We start from the raw sequence: 17,154 nt of genomic DNA, 5'->3' as shown, positions 1-17,154 counted from the left end.
GAGGATTTTAGAGATCAGGAATTGCCCTGATTCTTGGAAATGATGGCCTCAGCCACATTGCGAGGAACTTCGGCGTAGTTGTCGAATTCCATCGAGAAAATGCCCCGGCCCTGGGTCATGGAGCGGAGCTGGGTGGCGTAACCGAACATCTCGGCAAGGGGCACCTTGGCCGAGATTTTGGAGGTGCCGTCATCGACGGACTGGCCCTCAACCTGACCTCGACGGGAGGACAGGTCGCCGATGATCGAGCCAAGGAAATCCTCGGGGACTTCGACCTCGACCTTCATCATCGGCTCAAGCAGCACAGGATTGCACTTCTTGACGCCGTCCTTGAAGGCCATGGATCCGGCGATCTTGAACGCCATCTCCGAGGAGTCGACGTCGTGATAAGAGCCATGCACCAAGGTGCATCTCACATCGATGAGGGGGTATCCGGCAATCACACCGGATTCGCAGGTCTCCTTCATGCCCTGCTCGGCGGGCTTGATGTATTCCTTCGGAACGACACCGCCCACGATTTTGTTGACGAATTCGAAACCGGAGCCGGGCTCACCCGGTTCCATTTCGATCACAACGTGGCCGTACTGACCTTTACCACCGGTCTGACGGGAGAACTTGCCTTCGCCACCTGCTGAACCACGGATGGTTTCGCGATAGGACACCTGAGGTGCACCGATGTTGGCTTCCACCTTGAACTCGCGCAGCATGCGGTCCACAAGGATTTCCAGGTGGAGTTCGCCCATGCCGGCGATCACTGTTTGGCCGGTCTCGGAGTCGGTGTTGACGCGGAAGGTGGGATCCTCTTCAGCAAGAGAAACCAAAGCCTTGGAGAGCTTCTCCATGTCGCCTTTGGTCTTCGGCTCAACAGCCACTGAGATCACCGGTTCGGGTATGAACAGGGTCTCAAGGACGATCGGATCGTCTTGAGTGCAAAGGGTGTCACCCGTTGTGGTGTTCTTCAGTCCGAGCACTGCACCGAGGTCGCCGGCACGCAGTGCGTCAACTTCCTCACGGTCATCAGCCTTCAGCACCACAAGACGGGAGATGCGCTCCTTCTCACCTTTGGTGGAGTTGAGAACGTAGCTGCCTTTCTCGAGGACGCCGGAGTACATACGGACGAAGGTGAGTTTGCCGTAGGGATCAGCCATCACCTTGAAGGCCAGGGCACTAAAGGGGGCGTTGTCGTCGGATGGACGCACCGCTTCGCTGCCGTCGGGGAGCACACCCTGGATCGGGGGGACGTCGACTGGAGCAGGCAGGTAGTCGATCACTGCGTCCAGAACAAGCTGCACACCTTTGTTTTTGAAGGCGGAACCGCAGAGCATGGGAACCAGACCGTGCTTGAGCACGCCCTCTCGGATACCTTTCTTAAGCTCGTCAACGCTGAGTTCACCGGTCTCGAGGAACTTCTCAATCAGAGCTTCGTCGGTTTCGGCGACGGTTTCCATCAGGGTGTTCCGCCATTCGGTTACCTCTTCGGCCATGTCAGCCGGCACATCGGCTTCTTCGATATCGGTGCCGAGGTCGTTCTTATAGATATACGCCTTGTTGGCAACAAGGTCGATGATGCCGCTGAGCTCACCTTCGGCACCAATCGGAAGCTGAATCGGAACCGCGTTGGCTTTGAGGCGATCCCTGATCTGGCCGTGAACCTTGAGGAAGTCCGCACCGGTGCGGTCCATCTTGTTTACGAACACCATCCGGGGAACGGAATAGCGATCGGCCTGACGCCAGACGGTTTCAGATTGGGGCTGCACACCACCAACGGCGCAGAACACGGCGATCACACCATCCAGCACTCGCATGGAGCGTTCCACCTCAATGGTGAAGTCCACGTGGCCAGGCGTGTCGATGATATTGACACGATGGTCTTGCCAGGACGTCGAAATGGCAGCTGCGGTGATCGTGATGCCACGCTCACGTTCCTGGGCCATCCAGTCGGTCACGGCGGCGCCGTCGTGCACCTCGCCGATTTTGTGAACCACACCGGAATAGAACAGGATCCGTTCAGTCGTGGTGGTTTTTCCAGCATCGATGTGAGCAGCGATACCAATATTTCTGACGCGTTCCAGGGGGAAGTCGCGGGCCACAGGAAATTCTCCGGGGGTGGGGCGTGAAAAGGCGGGGTGACTCTACAGGTCAGCCATGAACATCTGTGTTGATGGCTGGCATGCGAGGCCTAGTAGCGGTAGTGGGCGAAAGCTTTGTTGGCTTCGGCCATCTTGTGAGTTTCTTCGCGCTTGCGAACGGCGTTGCCAGCCTCGTTGGCGGCATCCATCAGTTCTCCAGCCAGCTTCTGGGCCATGCTCCGGCCATTCCGGGAGCGAGAGAAGCTCACTAGCCAGCGGAGGGCCATGGCAGTGCCTCGCTCCTGGCGCACTTCCATGGGCACCTGATAAGTGGCACCACCAACGCGGCGGGCGCGTACTTCCACCAGGGGTGTGGCGTTCTTGACGGCAGTCTCGAACAGTTCGAGCGGATCTCCGCCGGTGCGCTCGTTGATCAGGCCGAACGCGTCGGACAGGATCCGTTGCGCTGTCGACTTCTTGCCGTGCTGCATCAGGCGCACCACCATCATCGTGGCGAGACGGCTGTTGAACTGAGGATCGGGAAGAATCGGGCGCTTCTCAGCGGCGTTGCGGCGTGACATTAGAGATCAGAACGTTATGTGGATGGAAAAAACCGGTGATCACTCCTTCGGAGCCTTGGCGCCGTACTTGGAGCGGGACTGACGCCGGTCTTTCACGCCAGCGGTATCCAGGGTTCCGCGGATGATGTGGTAGCGGACGCCTGGGAGGTCTTTGACACGACCGCCGCGGATCAACACCACCGAGTGTTCCTGCAGGTTGTGACCGACACCGCCGATATAAGCCGTGACTTCAAAGCCAGAGGTCAGGCGTACACGAGCCACCTTGCGCAGAGCCGAGTTGGGCTTTTTGGGCGTTGAGGTGTAAACGCGGGTGCAAACACCGCGACGCTCAGGACACGACTTCAGGGCTGGTGACTTGGTCTTGGCCTTGAGGCGTGAGCGCTCAGTGCGGATCAGCTGTTGGATGGTTGGCATCGATGGTCGGTGAGCGGTCGGACTCCCGACCTGATTCGACAATCGACCACGATACCGGGTGACGGTCCCCTCTCAGGCGCGGCTGAAGGCGCTGCCGCATGCACAGGGCTCAACACCATCGCTGTTGCGGATCAGAAAACTACCTCCACTGAGGTCGCCGCGGTAGTCCAGGCAAAGGCCTTCCAGCAATTTGAGTTGTTCTGCAGGGGCGTGCAGAGTCACGCCATCGGCCCTTGCGATAGCGACGCCGGCCAAATGTCCTGCCCGGATGCGCAGCACATGTTGTGCGCACTCCCCGGGAGTGAGATCGAGATGCATCTGCCCCGGTGTTCCCGCCACGGCCGCCTGTCGCCCTAGCTCGGCAGCAGCGGCAGCAGTCAGCCGCAAATTGGCAGCCATGCTCAGTTTCTCGGGGCCTCCACTTTTGCAGGTCTCAGAGGGGGATGAGTCCCAGACCGTTATGGACTCTTGGGGTGCTGCCTCGGCCGTTCATTACGGTTCGTCCGGCCACCACGAGGGTGGTGGAACTGCCGCCATCCATGTTCAAGGCATCGCGCAGGCCCAGTTGCTGGGCGACCAGGGCTGTTTCCACAAGGGTGGGATCACCGCCAGCTGCACCACGCAAGGTCATCAGCCATTGGCCGCTCGGCCCCTGAGCCACCACTGTTCTTGGTGCCGCCAAGCTCATGAAGCCCGGACTAAACCCTTCCTGGCGTCCATTCAGCACCACTTGGCCGTTTTGCATCAGCAGCGGACCGCCGCCCAGAACATTGGGATGTTGGGCTAGAGGAGAACTGGATCGCGCTTTCACCTGGATCCGATCACCAGGTCGAGCGGGCAGTGGCGTGCGCCCGCGGGCGATTACCAACGCAGCGTCTTTGGGAATGGCGATGCCACGTTGCAGGCTTTGCTGGTCGAATGTTGTCTCAACGCGGCCGCCGCGAATCAACAGAGCTTCCTCCTCGCCGCTCAGGGCCCGATAGCGGGGCCCCCATGCAGGTGTGTAGAGGCTCAGCCCCTTCTGGACGTAACCACTGTTGAGTGCCATGAGGCTCCAACGGCGACCGTTGTTCACCTGCAGCGTCTGGTTCAGCCGCAGCCGGCCGAACTGCAGATCTCCTGAGGCCCCCCAAGCGATCACGCCGCGGTTCAGGATCGGACCTGATAGCCATACTCCCTGATGCCGCAAGGCCCCCAGGGGGAGTTGATTGATCCGGTTGAAAAAGCCTCCGTTTACTGCGACCAGCGCTCCTGCGGGTTGGGAGAGTTGAGGCAGAAAACGCAGGCCCTGTTGCTGTTCGACCTTGACCAGGGGCTGAAGGGTGATGCCGAGACGGCTCAGGTCGCCGCCGGCACGGAACACCTGAATGGGTTTCACCCCCACCTTGATGGTGCGTCGCTCCAAGACGAAGCCCCTCCTCAGCATTCGAGCTACAGCTGGATCGCTAAGGGGAAGGCGTGCGCTCTGAGCTGGGCGGCGACCGCCGACCTGCACGCCATCCAGCACCACCCGCCAGGGGGACGCCAGGCTCAGGCTCCTCAGCTTGGTGGCTTGTCCCTTCAGCACAAGGCCGCCGTGGCGATGCTGCTCTGGGGTGAGCCCCCACGCCTTGAGTTGACGTCGCTGGGTCCGCGACACCTTGAGTTCCAGCAACAGGTCGCCGTTCAACCGCTGCACCAGGGCGGGGCCGGTCAGGTCCAGCACCAAACGATCGGCTGTTGAACCCTTGCCGCGGCGAAGGTTGTTCACCGTTGGAGGGGGCAGCCGCAGCTCCAAGGTGGTTCCTCTCACTTGGGAGCTGACGCCTGTTGCGGCCAACAAGTCGCTCACTTCAAGGCCGACTTCGTCCCCGAGAGATCGGGTCGTCGTTGAGGTCAAAGGAACCGTTCGACCAAACCATTCCAGTGCCTCTCCATCCAAGCGAGACACCCGTCTGAAACCCAGTCGGGACTCAAGAACCTCCAGGGGCAGCCACAGCTCCTCTGGAGCCGCGTCGCTGCCCCGCCAGAGCCAAACCGCTTTGCTGCGCTCTTGCCCGATTTGCATCACCTCACCGCTCTGGTTCGGCGCCGGGCGAAGCTCGGGCGGTGGCGCGGGAAGTGGGGCAAAGGCCAGCATGAAATGCCTTGGCGGTGAGGCGCCTGCCTAGGATCGTCCCTCGAGATGGTTTCTGCAGAGCTCGAAGCTGCAGACCCATGCGATCGTCCGGTTGAGTTTCCTATGTCTGACGCCATCCGTTCCGCTGTCTGGCCTTATTGCGACAGCCCTGCACCTGAGGTTGTTGCGGGCGAGAAGGATGCATGTGGCGTTGGTTTCCTGGCCCAGCTCCAGGGACAGGCCAGCCATTGGGTGCTGGAGCAGGCCCTGCGTGGTCTGGGATGCATGGAGCACCGCGGTGGTTGCGGGGGGGATGGCGACTCCGGCGACGGCGCAGGGGTGTTGTGTGAGATCCCCTGGTCGTATCTGAAAGCCGTCTGGTCCGATGCGGTTGCAGCACGGGGCCTCGGAATGATGTTCATGCCGACGGATGCCAGTCGTCGTGCTGAGGTGCGAGGTCTGTGTGATGAAGAGGCCAGAGCCCTCGGCATGCAGCCTCTGGGGTGGCGAACGGTGCCTGTCGACCCTGTGGTTCTAGGTCCCTTGGCTCGTGCCACAGCTCCTGTGATCGAGCAGTGGGTGCTGAATGGTGATGCGGACGACACAACGTTTGATAGGCAGCTGCTGCGGTTGCGGCGGCGCATCGGTGCCCGTGTGCGGGCAGCTCTGGGTGCTGAGGTGGCTCAGGACGTTTACGTCGCTTCCCTGAGCAGCCGGACGGTTGTTTACAAGGGGATGGTGCGCTCCGAGGTGCTGGCGCAGTTCTACGCCGACCTGCAGGACCCTCGATTTGAGGTGAGCTTTGCCGTTTATCACCGTCGCTTCAGCACCAACACGCTGCCGCGCTGGCCCCTGGCGCAGCCGATGCGGCTTCTTGGTCACAACGGTGAAATAAATACTCTGCTGGGCAACCTCAACTGGGCCAAGGCCTCAGAAGCCAGCCTCGAGAACGTCTGGGGTGAGGCGGCTGATGACCTGATTCCGGTGGTGAACCCCGCCTTCAGCGATTCCGCCAACCTGGATGCCACCTTGGAATTAATGGTGCGCAGCGGGCGGTCGATCACCGACAGCCTCATCACGCTGGTGCCCGAAGCGTTTCGCAATCAACCCGATCTCGACAGTCGTCCTGATGTGACGGCGATGTACGAATTCAACGCGGGAATTCAGGAGCCCTGGGATGGCCCGGCCCTGTTGGTCTTTGCCGACGGCAAGCGTGTAGGTGCCACGCTTGATCGCAACGGGCTGCGCCCCGCGCGTTGGTGCACCACGGCAGACGGTTTCGTGATCATGGGATCGGAGACCGGCGTGGTGGATCTCAGCGACAAGACGATTGTTCAGAAGGGGCGTCTTGGCCCCGGCCAGATGGTGGCCGTTGATCTGGAACGCGGGGAGTTGCTCGACAACTGGTCGGTGAAGGAAGACGCGGCACGGCGCTTCCCCTATGCCGATTGGCTGCAGCAGCATCGTCGCGGTGTGGCACCACAGCCCTGGACCCAAGATCGAAAGGTGGGTGAACTCGACCTGCTGCGGTTGCAAACCGCCATGGGCTTCACCGCTGAAGACTTCGATCTGATCATCGAAGACATGGCGGCCCTCGGGAAGGAGCCCACTTACTGCATGGGTGATGACATCCCCCTGGCGGTGCTCTCCGATAAGCCCCACCTGCTTTACGACTACTTCAAACAGCGCTTCGCCCAGGTCACTAACCCTCCGATCGATCCCCTGAGGGAAAAGCTGGTGATGAGCCTGGAGATGCATCTGGGTGAACGCCGTCCCGCCCTGAAGCCCCAGCCGGAAGCTGCCTCCGTCATTCATCTGGAGACGCCCGTTTTGAACGAGGCGGAACTGGCGGCGATCAGTGAGCAGGGCTTGCCCGTCAAGACCGTGTCCACTCAGGTGGCTGTGGAGTCGTGTGCAGGAGGCCTGCAACAGGCCATTGCCGCGCTGTGCAGCGTTTCGGAACAGGCGGTGCGCGCCGGTGCGCAGGTGCTGGTGCTGTCCGATCGGGTCGACGGCGCTGGGGCGGCGGTACAGCTGACCCCCACGACTGTGGCGATGCCGGCTTTGCTGGCTGTTGGTGCTGTTCATCACCATCTGCTGCGCCAGAAGTTGCGGCTGCAGTGCTCTCTGGTGGTGGACACCGCCCAGTGCTGGAGCACCCACCACATGGCGTGCCTGATTGGTTACGGAGCCAGTGCTGTGTGCCCTTGGCTCACTTGGGAGACCACCCGCCACTGGCTGGATCACCCCAAGACCAAGAAGCGGATGGAGCAGGGCAAGTTGCCCGCCCTTGACGCCGACCGGGCCCAGGCCAACGTTCGCGAGTCGCTGGAGAACGGTCTGCGCAAGATCCTCTCCAAGATCGGAATTTCATTGCTGGCCAGCTATCACGGCGCTCAGATCTTTGAAGCGATCGGTCTGGGTGCTGATGTGGTGGAGACCGCCTTCACCGGAACGACCAGCCGCGTTGCCGGCATGACGCTGGCTGAGCTGGCGAACGAAACGCTCTCGATGCATGCCAAGGCGTTCCCTGAGCTCAACCGCAGCAAGCTCGAATTCATGGGCTTCGTTCAGTACCGCAGTGGTGCTGAGTACCACCGCAACAATCCTGAGCTTTCGAAAGCACTGCACAAGGCGGTGGCCCAAGGCCCTGGTTACGACCACTTCTCCACTTACCAGGCCTTGTTGCAGAACCGTCCGGTGATGGCCCTGCGGGACCTGTTGGAGTTCAAGTTGGCTCCCACCCCAGTGGGTCTCGATCAGGTGGAGAGCGTCGAGAGCATCTGCACCCGCTTCTGCACAGGCGGAATGAGCCTTGGTGCGTTATCTCGCGAAGCCCATGAAGTGCTGGCCGTGGCGATGAATCGCATCGGTGGCAAGAGCAACAGTGGCGAAGGCGGTGAAGACCCTGCGCGCTTCCAGATCCTCAAGGATGTGGATGGAGAGGGCCGTTCCGTCTCATTCCCCAGCATTGGTGGTTTGCGCAATGGCGATACCGCCTGCTCGGCGATCAAGCAGGTGGCTTCAGGTCGTTTCGGCGTGACGGCGGAATATTTGCGCAGCGGCAAGCAGCTTGAGATCAAGGTGGCCCAGGGCGCCAAGCCCGGTGAGGGCGGTCAGCTGCCAGGGCCCAAGGTCGACAAGTACATCGCCTGGTTGCGCAACAGCAAGCCAGGTGTGGCCTTGATTTCACCGCCGCCACATCACGACATTTATTCGATCGAAGACCTGGCGCAGTTGATCCATGACCTGCACCAGGTGCATCCCGCTGCTCCCGTGAGCGTGAAGTTGGTGGCTGAGATTGGCATTGGCACCATCGCTGCGGGTGTGGCCAAGGCCAACGCAGATGTGATTCAGATCTCCGGTCATGACGGTGGCACGGGTGCATCTCCTTTGAGTTCGATCAAGCACGCCGGCAGCCCCTGGGAATTGGGCCTCACCGAGGTGCATCGTTCCCTAGTGGAGAACGGTCTGCGCGATCGGGTTCTGCTGCGTGCTGATGGAGGTCTGAAAACCGGCTGGGATGTGGTGATCGCTGCCCTTTTAGGTGCCGAGGAGTATGGGTTTGGCTCGATCGCGATGATCGCCGAGGGCTGCGTCATGGCTCGCGTTTGCCACACCAACAATTGCCCTGTGGGTGTGGCCACGCAGAAGGAGAACCTGCGCAAGCGTTTCACCGGCATCCCCGAGCACGTCGTCAACTTCTTCTGGTACGTCGCCGAGGAAGTGCGTCAGCTGATGAGTCTGCTCGGCGTTACCCGCCTCGAAGAGCTGATTGGCCGCACCGATTTGCTCAAGGCCCGTTCGGTTGATCTGACCAAGACCAAGGGCGTGGATCTCTCCAGCCTGCTGGCTCCGATCAGTGGAGCCGAAGAACGCTCCTGGCTTCGCCACAGCGACCATGCCCACGGCAATGGACCGATCCTTGAAGATCAGCTCCTTGCCGACGCTGACCTGATGGCTGCTCTGGAGAACCACGGTTCCGTGAGCCGCAGCATCGAGATCATCAACACCGACCGCAGTGTCTGTGCTCGTTTGGCTGGTGAAATTGCCCAGCGCCACGGCAACCGCGGCTTCAAAGGACAGCTCGATCTCACCTTCCGGGGTGCAGCAGGCCAGAGCTTCGGTGCCTTCCTGGTGCAGGGCATGCAAGTTCGTCTGGAAGGTGAGGCCAACGACTACGTGGGCAAGGGTATGAACAGCGGTTGTATCACCCTGGTTCCATCAGACGGTTGCGCCTCTCCAGGGGATCAGGTGATCCTTGGCAACACCTGCCTCTACGGGGCCACCGGCGGTGAGTTGTTTGCCCATGGCCGGGCTGGCGAGCGTTTCGGTGTTCGCAACAGCGGTGCCCGCACGGTTGTGGAGGGAGCTGGTGATCATTGCTGTGAGTACATGACCGGCGGTGTCGTCGTTGTTCTCGGCGGCACCGGCCGCAATGTCGGCGCTGGCATGACCGGTGGTGTGACCTTCCTGCTGGATGAGCAGGGGCGTGTCGCTCCTCGAGTGAACCCGGAGATCGTTGAGGTCTGCTCAATCACCACCGATAAGCAGGAGTCGCTACTGAAGGGGCTGCTGGAACAGCATGTGGCGCTCACGGGAAGCGAGAAGGCTGCTGCTCTCTTGGCCGACTGGTCTGCGACGAAGAATCACTTCAAGGTGTTGGTCCCCCCCAGTGAGCGGGAGGCGATGGGATTGGCCGACAAACAGGCTGTGGCGGCCTAGCGCCGCCGAAAGCCCGTGGCCTGGTTCGTCAAGACTGAAACCTTCACCGCCGTTGCCGCCTCTCTGCCCGTGGAGCAGCGGAGACCCACCTTGGAAGCTCACCGCCACTGGGTGGTGCAGGAAGCTGCAGCCGGCCGCCGTTTACGTAGCGGTTACCTGGTGGATGGTGACCGCCGGCCTGGCGGCGGGGGTTTGTTGATCTTTGAGGCGTCGTCTTATGCCGATGCGCTGGCGTGGGTGGAGAACGACCCAATGATCCGCGCCGGGTTGGTGGCCTGGCAGGTGCAGGAATGGATCCCCGTCAACGGGGATGGCTGGCCATGAGCCGTTGCACCTCACCGGCGTGATAGCTGCTGCGGGTGAGTGGTGTGCTGACCACTTGGAGGAAGCCCAGTTCCTCTTCGCCCACTGTTCTGTAGGTCTCGAATTGTGCCGGGGTCACAAAGCGGTCGACGGCCAGGTGCTTCGGGCCAGGTGAGAGGTACTGACCGATGGTGACGATGTCGACCTTGTGTTTGCGCAGATCCCGGAGCGTCTCGATCACCTCTTCATCGGTTTCTCCGAGCCCCACCATCAGCCCTGACTTGCTGTAGGCCTTGGGCCATTGGTCCCGCACCCGCTGCAGCAGCTCGAGGGAGCGTTCATAGATGCCCTGGGGCCGCGCCAGGCGGTACATCCGCGGCACCGTTTCAATGTTGTGGTTCAGCACGTGGGGGGCGGCGGCCATCACCGTTGCCAGGGCATCCCAGTTGCCGCAGAAGTCGGGAATCAACAGCTCGATCGTGGTGAGCGGTGAACGTTGCTTCACCTGTTCGATGCAGGCCACGAACTGAGACGCTCCACCATCGGCGAGATCGTCGCGGTTTACCGATGTGATCACCACGTGCTTCAGGCCCAGACGGGCCACTGCTTCCCCAAGACGTTGCGGCTCGGTGGGATCGAGCTTGCGCACGCTCTTGTCGAAGTCGATGTCGCAGTAGGGGCAGGCGCGGGTGCAGCCGGGCCCCATGATCAAAAACGTGGCGGTGCCGCCCGCAAAGCATTCGCCGATGTTGGGGCAGCTCGCCTCCTGGCAGACCGTGTTCAGGTTCAAGTCCAGCAGCAGGTCGGCCACGGCGCCGATCCGTTCGCGCTGCGGAGCCTTTACGCGCAACCACTCCGGCTTGAGCACGGCGAAGCTTCTTCAATCCATGACCCTAGTCCGTGCCCAAGTGCTGCTGCATCAATCGCAGCAGCATCGATCTTTTAAGATTGTTTGGCCGGGATGTGGCGCAGTTTGGTAGCGCACTTCGTTCGGGACGAAGGGGCCGCAGGTTCGAATCCTGTCATCCCGATTGATTGTTTCGTGGCACTGCCAGGCCTTGATGGAAGACCTGAGCTAGGCCAACAAAAACTCAGTCCTCATTGAAGACTCGCTCCTGGGTATCCGCGCGGCGTCACCATCCAGCCATCATCGGCACGGCTGCTGCTGTTCCCGATCAGAACCAGCGTGAGCATGTCCACTGCTTCAGGTTTCAAGCGCTCAAGACACGTGAGCTGACGGGATTCCTCCGCGCGGCCCAGCTGCCGCGCCAGCATCACCGGGGTTGTTGGTGGGCGGTGTTTCAGCAGAATCTCCTTGGCGTGTCCCAGCTGCCAATCCCGGCCCTTGGACCTTGGGTTGTAGAGGGCAAGGACAAAATCTCCAGCCGCAGCGCCCTCCAGTCGCTTTTCGATCACGGTCCACGGCGTGAGGCGATCGCTGAGGCTGACGCAGCAGAAGTCATGCATCAGTGGCGCTCCGGCCCGGGCGGCGGCCAGCTGGAAGGCTGAAATGCCGGGATGCACCGAGAAGCTGGGTCGGTCCTGCTCGGGTTGCTGGAGAAGCAGCTCCAGGGCCAACCCCGCCATGCCGTAGATCCCGCTGTCGCCGGAGGAGATCAGAGCAACTTTTGCCCCTTGTTGGGCCAAGCGCAGTGCTTCGGCACAGCGGTCCCATTCCCGGGTGAGCTGGCCATCGAATCGGGCCTGATCCGAGCGGCGCAGGGGCTCAAGAAGATCGAGGTAGAGGCTGTAGCCAACCCAGGCGCAACAACGGGAGAGGGCTGCTTTGGCGTCTCCGCTGAGCAGGGAAAGATCGCCTGGGCCACTGCCCACCAGGTGCAGTTCTCCCCGTTCCGGTGCATAGGGGGTGGCAGCCTCGGCAATGGCCACTGTCACGGCACCCTTTTCCCCCGTTACCGGACGGCTGATCTGCTTCGGCTGGATGAGACGACTTCGTTCGCCCGCAGCCAGCAAGGCCGCTGCTTCAGCCACCGACGCGGTCCCCATTTCCTTGCGCACCACTTCGGAGGGGTTAGGCACCTCGATGGATGCAAGAGCTTGCTCCGCAAAGGTCCGGAACGGCCATGTCCGGTTTTGGCTCAGATGCAGCAGGGCTGGTTCATCGGATTTCCGCTCTGCACTGGCCATTCCGGCGATAGCCTCTTCCGCCAGCCCTGCTGTTGCCAGGGCTTCGGTAATGGCCTTCTCCACTAGAGAAAGACTGGTATTGCGTTCACAGCCGATCCCGATCCAGAGCGTGGCTGGATGCCACTGGCAATCGCCTTGGAGGCGCGCTCCAATCACAAGATCAGCGGGCTCAGGAACAACGTTGGCTTCAACCTTGTGCAGCAAGGGATGGCCTTCAGGGCCTTGCCAGGCGGTGGATCCACTGCTCTGGTGAACGCTGATGCGGGATCCCTGGGATTGCCGCACCATCAGATCGCGCCAACTGGCCACCGTCCCGCTGCGTCTCCAGCCCCAGCCCTCCCCAAAGGCATCCAGGGGGAGACGTCCTTCATGGGCGCAGGCGCCCGTGATCACCGCCTGCCCGCCTAGATCCATCGCGATCTCCTGGGCGCGTTTGTCGGCGCCTGCGGAATGGCCCCCAAGCACCGGGATGACGAACTCCCCTTTGGGGTCGAGCACCAGAACGGCTGGATCCTTCCCCTTGCCTTGGGTCCGAGCTGCAATCAGGCGTGTCACCGCTCCAACGGCGCCCACGAACAGCACGACGTTCCCGGCCATCCAGTGCCCATCAAGGGCGGTGTTGATGTCTTGGTCGGTTGCCTTGATCCGGTCGATGTGGCCGCGCAGCAGCAACCGCTCCAACAGCGGTATGGCGCTGGGGCTCAGTCCTAGGCCCAGAGCGGGAGCGGCAGATGTGGGGTTCAGGGCAGGGAATCCGGATCAGGGCTTGCGCAAGCGCCCATCACTGTTGAGCAACTCACGGGCTGATCCTCCCAGGCTGCTGCTCGGCATCAGCTTGGGTTCCTGCTCGGCTGGCTGCTGAGGCCTCGCTGGCTTCTCCGGGGCGGGAGTGGGAGGAGTGGGCCGAGCAGTTTCTGCTTGGGATGGCTGTTCAGCAGGTGGCTGTTCAGCAAGGGGCGGCTCAGGCTCCTGTTTATCGCTTCCCTCTGGTGCCTTGGGTTGGGGGGCGGCCTCGGGCTTGGTTTCAACCTCGTCCTCGACGACGGCCTCGGCTTTGATCTCAGCCTGAGGTAGGTCTCGGGGCTGTTCTGTCTTCTCTTGTTTTTTCTCCTCAGTCTTTTGAGGAGGCTCTGGCGAGGATTCGACCACCTCCAGAACTTCAGGCTCAGGGGAGCCGCTCAGGCGCGCGAGCTGGCTTTCGGTGAGATGTTGGCGCATCCAGCCCGGCTTGGGACCGGATGCAGCTTTCAGATGGATCAGCTGATTGTTGAAGATCGGTGTGATCGGCTCACCCAGCCCATTCAGCAGTTCCATCTGAATGTCGTGGCTGCCTGAACTATTCGATCCTTTGAGCCAAAGGGCTTCCTGGTGATCGACCAAAAAGCTTTCTCCATCAATGCTGATGCGCAGTCGCCAGCGTCCATCGCCCTCCCGCAGGTTTTGCAGCGGAGCATTCCAGATCAGCCAATCCACCAAGAGCGGTTGCAGGCCCTGCCCTCCGGCTGGTGAGACAGGAACCAGCCAGGGGGCATCGCGTTCAGGTTGTGTGCCCTGAAGCTTTTGCCAGAGGTGCAGGCGCCCCTGGACTGAGGCTCCCGGTGCTTGAACGGCTTCGCCCCAGGGGTAAGCGGCCCAGGCGCTGAAGCGATGGCTGCCCGCTTCCAGGTCATCGATGCGGACCTTCAGGCGGTTTCCATTGCTTTCGCTGAGCTGAAGGGGGGCGCGGTTGTCGATTTGAAGCACAACATGGGGCCCCAAACCCAATTCGGGGTCGCTGCTGAGGGGCCAGTCCTCGATTTCGAAGCTCAGCTCAAGGGCGTCAGTGGTAACGATGCTGTCGTTGCTTGGATCGATCAGCCGCAGGGAGGGACGGTGCTGTTGCAGGTTCTGGCGCAGCTGTTGCACTGCCCCTGGAGGAGCCACTTCCTGGAGCTTCCCGCTGGGGGCTGAACTCGGCAGCGGTTTTGTGCCGGACCCGGCATCGCGATTGAAGAATCCAGGGCGCGCATGAACAGGTAAGCCGGCACCAAGAAACAGCACTGCTGCCAGCAGAACAGCCCATATCGACTTCAGGCCAGGGCGACGCATTGGGCATGAACAGATCCGATCATTCTGAACAATCCGCCCTTCACTGTCAGAGTTTTAGTTATTTAGGAAGGAAATATGCGTGAAATTGTGTTGTTTACTGCTTGAGATCTTTGTTGTTTCGCTGATTCGCAGCTTTCTGCAGACGCCTGTCGCTGACTGGCTCGCCACGGGATTGAACCTTTGTAACTCAAGGCCCTTTAACCCCCTTCTCCGCCCCTATGCTTCCGCCAGCGGTCCCCTCTTTGGGGCCCCAGCTTCAGTGCAGGCAAGGGGTTTTGCCCCTTGCCGTGCTGACGCCCGAGCACGGATCTCCTGTGGATCCATGTTCGGGGCCCCGATTGGCTTCGGCCCGTCGGAGGGGTGGCCCACCACCTCGAAACCCGTCCCTCGAGGAACGACTCGATGACCATCAGCCCACCTGAGCGTGGGAGTGACGCGAAAAGCCAGGTCGAGAAGGTTGACAATCCAGCAACCTTCGAGCTGTTCGGCAAGCCCGGACATTTCGACCGCGCCCTCGCGAAAGGTCCCAAAACCACTACCTGGGTTTGGAACCTTCACGCCAACGCTCACGACTTCGACGCTCACACGAGCGACCTTCAAGAGGTCTCTCGGCGGATCTTTTCCGCCCACTTCGGCCACCTGGCCGTCATCTTCATCTGGCTCAGCGGTGCCTTCTTCCATGGCGCACGCTTCTCCAACTATTCCGGTTGGCTTGCTGACCCCACCCATGTGAAGCCAAGCGCCCAGCAGGTCTGGGCCATCTTTGGCCAAGAAATCCTCAACGGAGACATGGGTGCCGGCTTCCAAGGCATCCAAATCACTTCAGGCCTCTTCCAGATGTGGCGGGCCTGGGGCATCACCAGTGAAACCCAGCTCATGGCTTTGGCCATCGGTGCTCTGGTGATGGCCGGCCTCATGCTCAACGCCGGTGTTTTCCACTACCACAAGGCTGCGCCAAAGCTGGAGTGGTTCCAAAACGTTGAGTCGATGCTGAACCATCACCTGGCAGGCCTGCTGGGTCTCGGTTCACTCTCCTGGGCTGGACACGTCATCCACGTGTCGGCTCCTGTCACCAAGTTGATGGATGCCATCGATGCCGGCCAACCGCTGGTTCTGAACGGCAAGACCATCGCTTCGGCTGCAGACATTCCGCTGCCCCACGAGTTCTTCAATCAGGACCTGCTGGCTCAGCTGTACCCCGGCTTCAGCGCTGGTGTCGGTGCCTTTTTCTCCGGCAACTGGGCTGCTTACAGCGATTTCCTCACCTTTAAAGGTGGCTTGAATCCTGTGACGGGAAGCCTCTGGATGACCGACATCGCCCATCACCATGTGGCGATCGCCGTGATGTTCATCGTTGCCGGTCACATGTACCGGACCAACTGGGGCATTGGCCACTCCATCAAGGAGATCCACGAAGGTCAGAAGGGCGATCCCCTGCTGTTCCCTGCCACCAATGGTCACGACGGTCTCTATGAATTCATGACCACCTCCTGGCATGCCCAGCTGGCGGTCAACCTGGCCATCGGTGGTTCAGTGAGCATCATCGTTGCTCAGCACATGTACGCGATGCCTCCGTATCCGTACCAAGCCATCGACTACCCCACCCAGATCGGGCTCTTCACCCATCACATCTGGATCGGTGGTTTCCTGATCGTTGGTGCAGGCGCTCACGCAGCCATTGCCATGGTTCGCGACTACGACCCCGCAAAGCACATCGACAACGTGCTGGATCGGGTGCTCAAGGCCCGCGACGCGATCATCAGTCACCTCAACTGGGTCTGCATCTGGCTCGGAGCCCACAGCTTCGGCCTCTACGTCCACAACGACACGATGCGTGCTCTGGGTCGTCCCCAGGACATGTTCAGCGATTCGGCGATCTCCATCCAGCCGATCTTTGCTCAGTGGATTCAGAACGTGCACGCCGCAGCTGCAGGCAGCACGGCTCCCAACGCTCTCGCGGGTGTGAGTGAAGTGTTCAACGGTTCCGTTGTCGCCGTCGGCGGCAAGGTTGCCGCTGCTCCCATGCCGCTCGGCACCGCCGACTTCATGGTTCACCACATTCACGCCTTCACGATTCACGTGACGGTGCTGATTCTGCTGAAAGGTGTGCTGTACGCCCGTAGCTCCCGCCTCATCCCAGATAAGGCAAATCTGGGCTTCCGCTTCTCCTGCGATGGTCCTGGTCGTGGTGGCACTTGCCAGGTCTCCGCTTGGGACCACGTGTTCCTGGGCCTGTTCTGGATGTACAACTCTCTGTCAATCGTGATCTTCCACTTCTCCTGGAAGATGCAGAGCGACATCTGGGGAACGGTGAACGCCGACGGTTCCGTCGCGCACATCACCAATGGCAACTTTGCCCAAAGTGCCATCACCATCAATGGCTGGCTGCGTGACTATCTGTGGGCTCAAGCCGTTCAGGTGATCAACAGCTACGGCTCGAACACAGCCGCCTACGGAATCATGTTCCTCGGCGCTCACTTTGTGTTCGCCTTCAGCCTGATGTTCCTCTTCAGTGGCCGCGGCTACTGGCAGGAACTGATCGAGTCCATCGTCTGGGCTCACAACAAGCTGAAGGTGGCTCCCGCCATCCAGCCCCGTGCCCTTTCCATCATCCAAGGCCGTGCCGTGGGTGTTGCCCATTACCTCTTGGGCGGAATTGCGACCACGTGGGCCTTCTTCCACGCCCACATTCTTGTGGTCGGCTGGCCTCACCTGACCTCTCCCTCTA

General features: G+C 61.1%; 11 protein-coding genes and 1 tRNA gene. 4 read left to right on the top strand and 8 right to left on the bottom strand.

The window, feature by feature from the left end; genetic code table 11:
* Positions 1–14 precede the first annotated feature (14 nt).
* The 5 genes from fusA to FZZ85_RS11440 form a co-directional block, all read right to left on the bottom strand.
* Positions 15–2,090, bottom strand: a complete 2,076-nt coding sequence (fusA, locus tag FZZ85_RS11460) for an elongation factor G (RefSeq protein ID WP_226415364.1) — start codon at positions 2,088–2,090, stop codon at positions 15–17.
* 89 nt (positions 2,091–2,179) lie between these two features.
* A complete protein-coding gene (gene rpsG / locus FZZ85_RS11455; RefSeq protein WP_226402173.1) occupies positions 2,180–2,650 on the bottom strand; it encodes a 30S ribosomal protein S7 in 471 nt (156 codons plus the stop codon).
* A gap of 39 nt (positions 2,651–2,689) precedes the next feature.
* Complete coding sequence (gene rpsL / locus FZZ85_RS11450; RefSeq protein ID WP_006850614.1) at positions 2,690–3,064, bottom strand: 30S ribosomal protein S12; 375 nt, start codon at positions 3,062–3,064, stop codon at positions 2,690–2,692.
* Positions 3,065–3,136: 72 nt separating this feature from the next.
* A complete protein-coding gene (locus tag FZZ85_RS11445; protein WP_226415362.1) occupies positions 3,137–3,463 on the bottom strand; it encodes an AIR synthase in 327 nt (108 codons plus the stop codon).
* Between the two features lie 34 nt (positions 3,464–3,497).
* Entirely contained in the window at positions 3,498–5,183 is a 1,686-nt protein-coding gene (locus tag FZZ85_RS11440) for a phosphodiester glycosidase family protein (RefSeq protein WP_226415359.1), read from the bottom strand.
* A 102-nt stretch (positions 5,184–5,285) separates the two neighbouring features.
* On the opposite strand from FZZ85_RS11440, the gene gltB reads away from it, so the two are divergent.
* A complete protein-coding gene (gene gltB, locus FZZ85_RS11435) occupies positions 5,286–9,887 on the top strand; it encodes a glutamate synthase large subunit (protein WP_226415356.1) in 4,602 nt (1,533 codons plus the stop codon).
* A 15-nt stretch (positions 9,888–9,902) separates the two neighbouring features.
* Positions 9,903–10,211 carry a YciI family protein gene (locus FZZ85_RS11430; RefSeq protein WP_226415353.1) on the top strand — a complete coding sequence of 103 codons (309 nt, stop codon included), beginning with the start codon at positions 9,903–9,905 and terminating at the stop codon, positions 10,209–10,211.
* Here FZZ85_RS11430 and lipA read toward each other — a convergent pair.
* The gene (lipA, locus tag FZZ85_RS11425; protein ID WP_226415350.1) at positions 10,189–11,058 is read right to left on the bottom strand and encodes a lipoyl synthase; all 870 of its coding nucleotides are present in this window, start codon (positions 11,056–11,058) and stop codon (positions 10,189–10,191) included. The genes FZZ85_RS11430 and lipA overlap by 23 nt on opposite strands.
* 89 nt (positions 11,059–11,147) lie before the next feature.
* Between lipA and FZZ85_RS11420 the strand changes: the two genes are divergently transcribed.
* Positions 11,148–11,221 (top strand) — tRNA-Pro (locus FZZ85_RS11420).
* Positions 11,222–11,288: 67 nt separating this feature from the next.
* Here the strand turns inward: FZZ85_RS11420 and cobJ are convergent.
* Positions 11,289–13,028, bottom strand: coding sequence for a precorrin-3B C(17)-methyltransferase (gene cobJ, locus FZZ85_RS11415; RefSeq protein ID WP_226415391.1), 1,740 nt, complete (start codon positions 13,026–13,028; stop codon positions 11,289–11,291).
* Between the two features lie 69 nt (positions 13,029–13,097).
* A complete protein-coding gene (locus tag FZZ85_RS11410; RefSeq protein WP_226415393.1) occupies positions 13,098–14,426 on the bottom strand; it encodes a hypothetical protein in 1,329 nt (442 codons plus the stop codon).
* Between the two features lie 402 nt (positions 14,427–14,828).
* On the opposite strand from FZZ85_RS11410, the gene psaA reads away from it, so the two are divergent.
* Positions 14,829–17,154 (top strand): photosystem I core protein PsaA (psaA, locus tag FZZ85_RS11405; protein WP_226415347.1); only part of this gene is annotated, 2,326 nt, incomplete at its 3' end.

Origin of the sequence: Synechococcus sp. MU1642, from assembly GCF_020514115.1 — a bacterium.
Lineage (GTDB): Bacteria > Cyanobacteriota > Cyanobacteriia > PCC-6307 > Cyanobiaceae > Parasynechococcus.
This window is presented reverse-complemented; position numbering and strand designations above follow the sequence as displayed.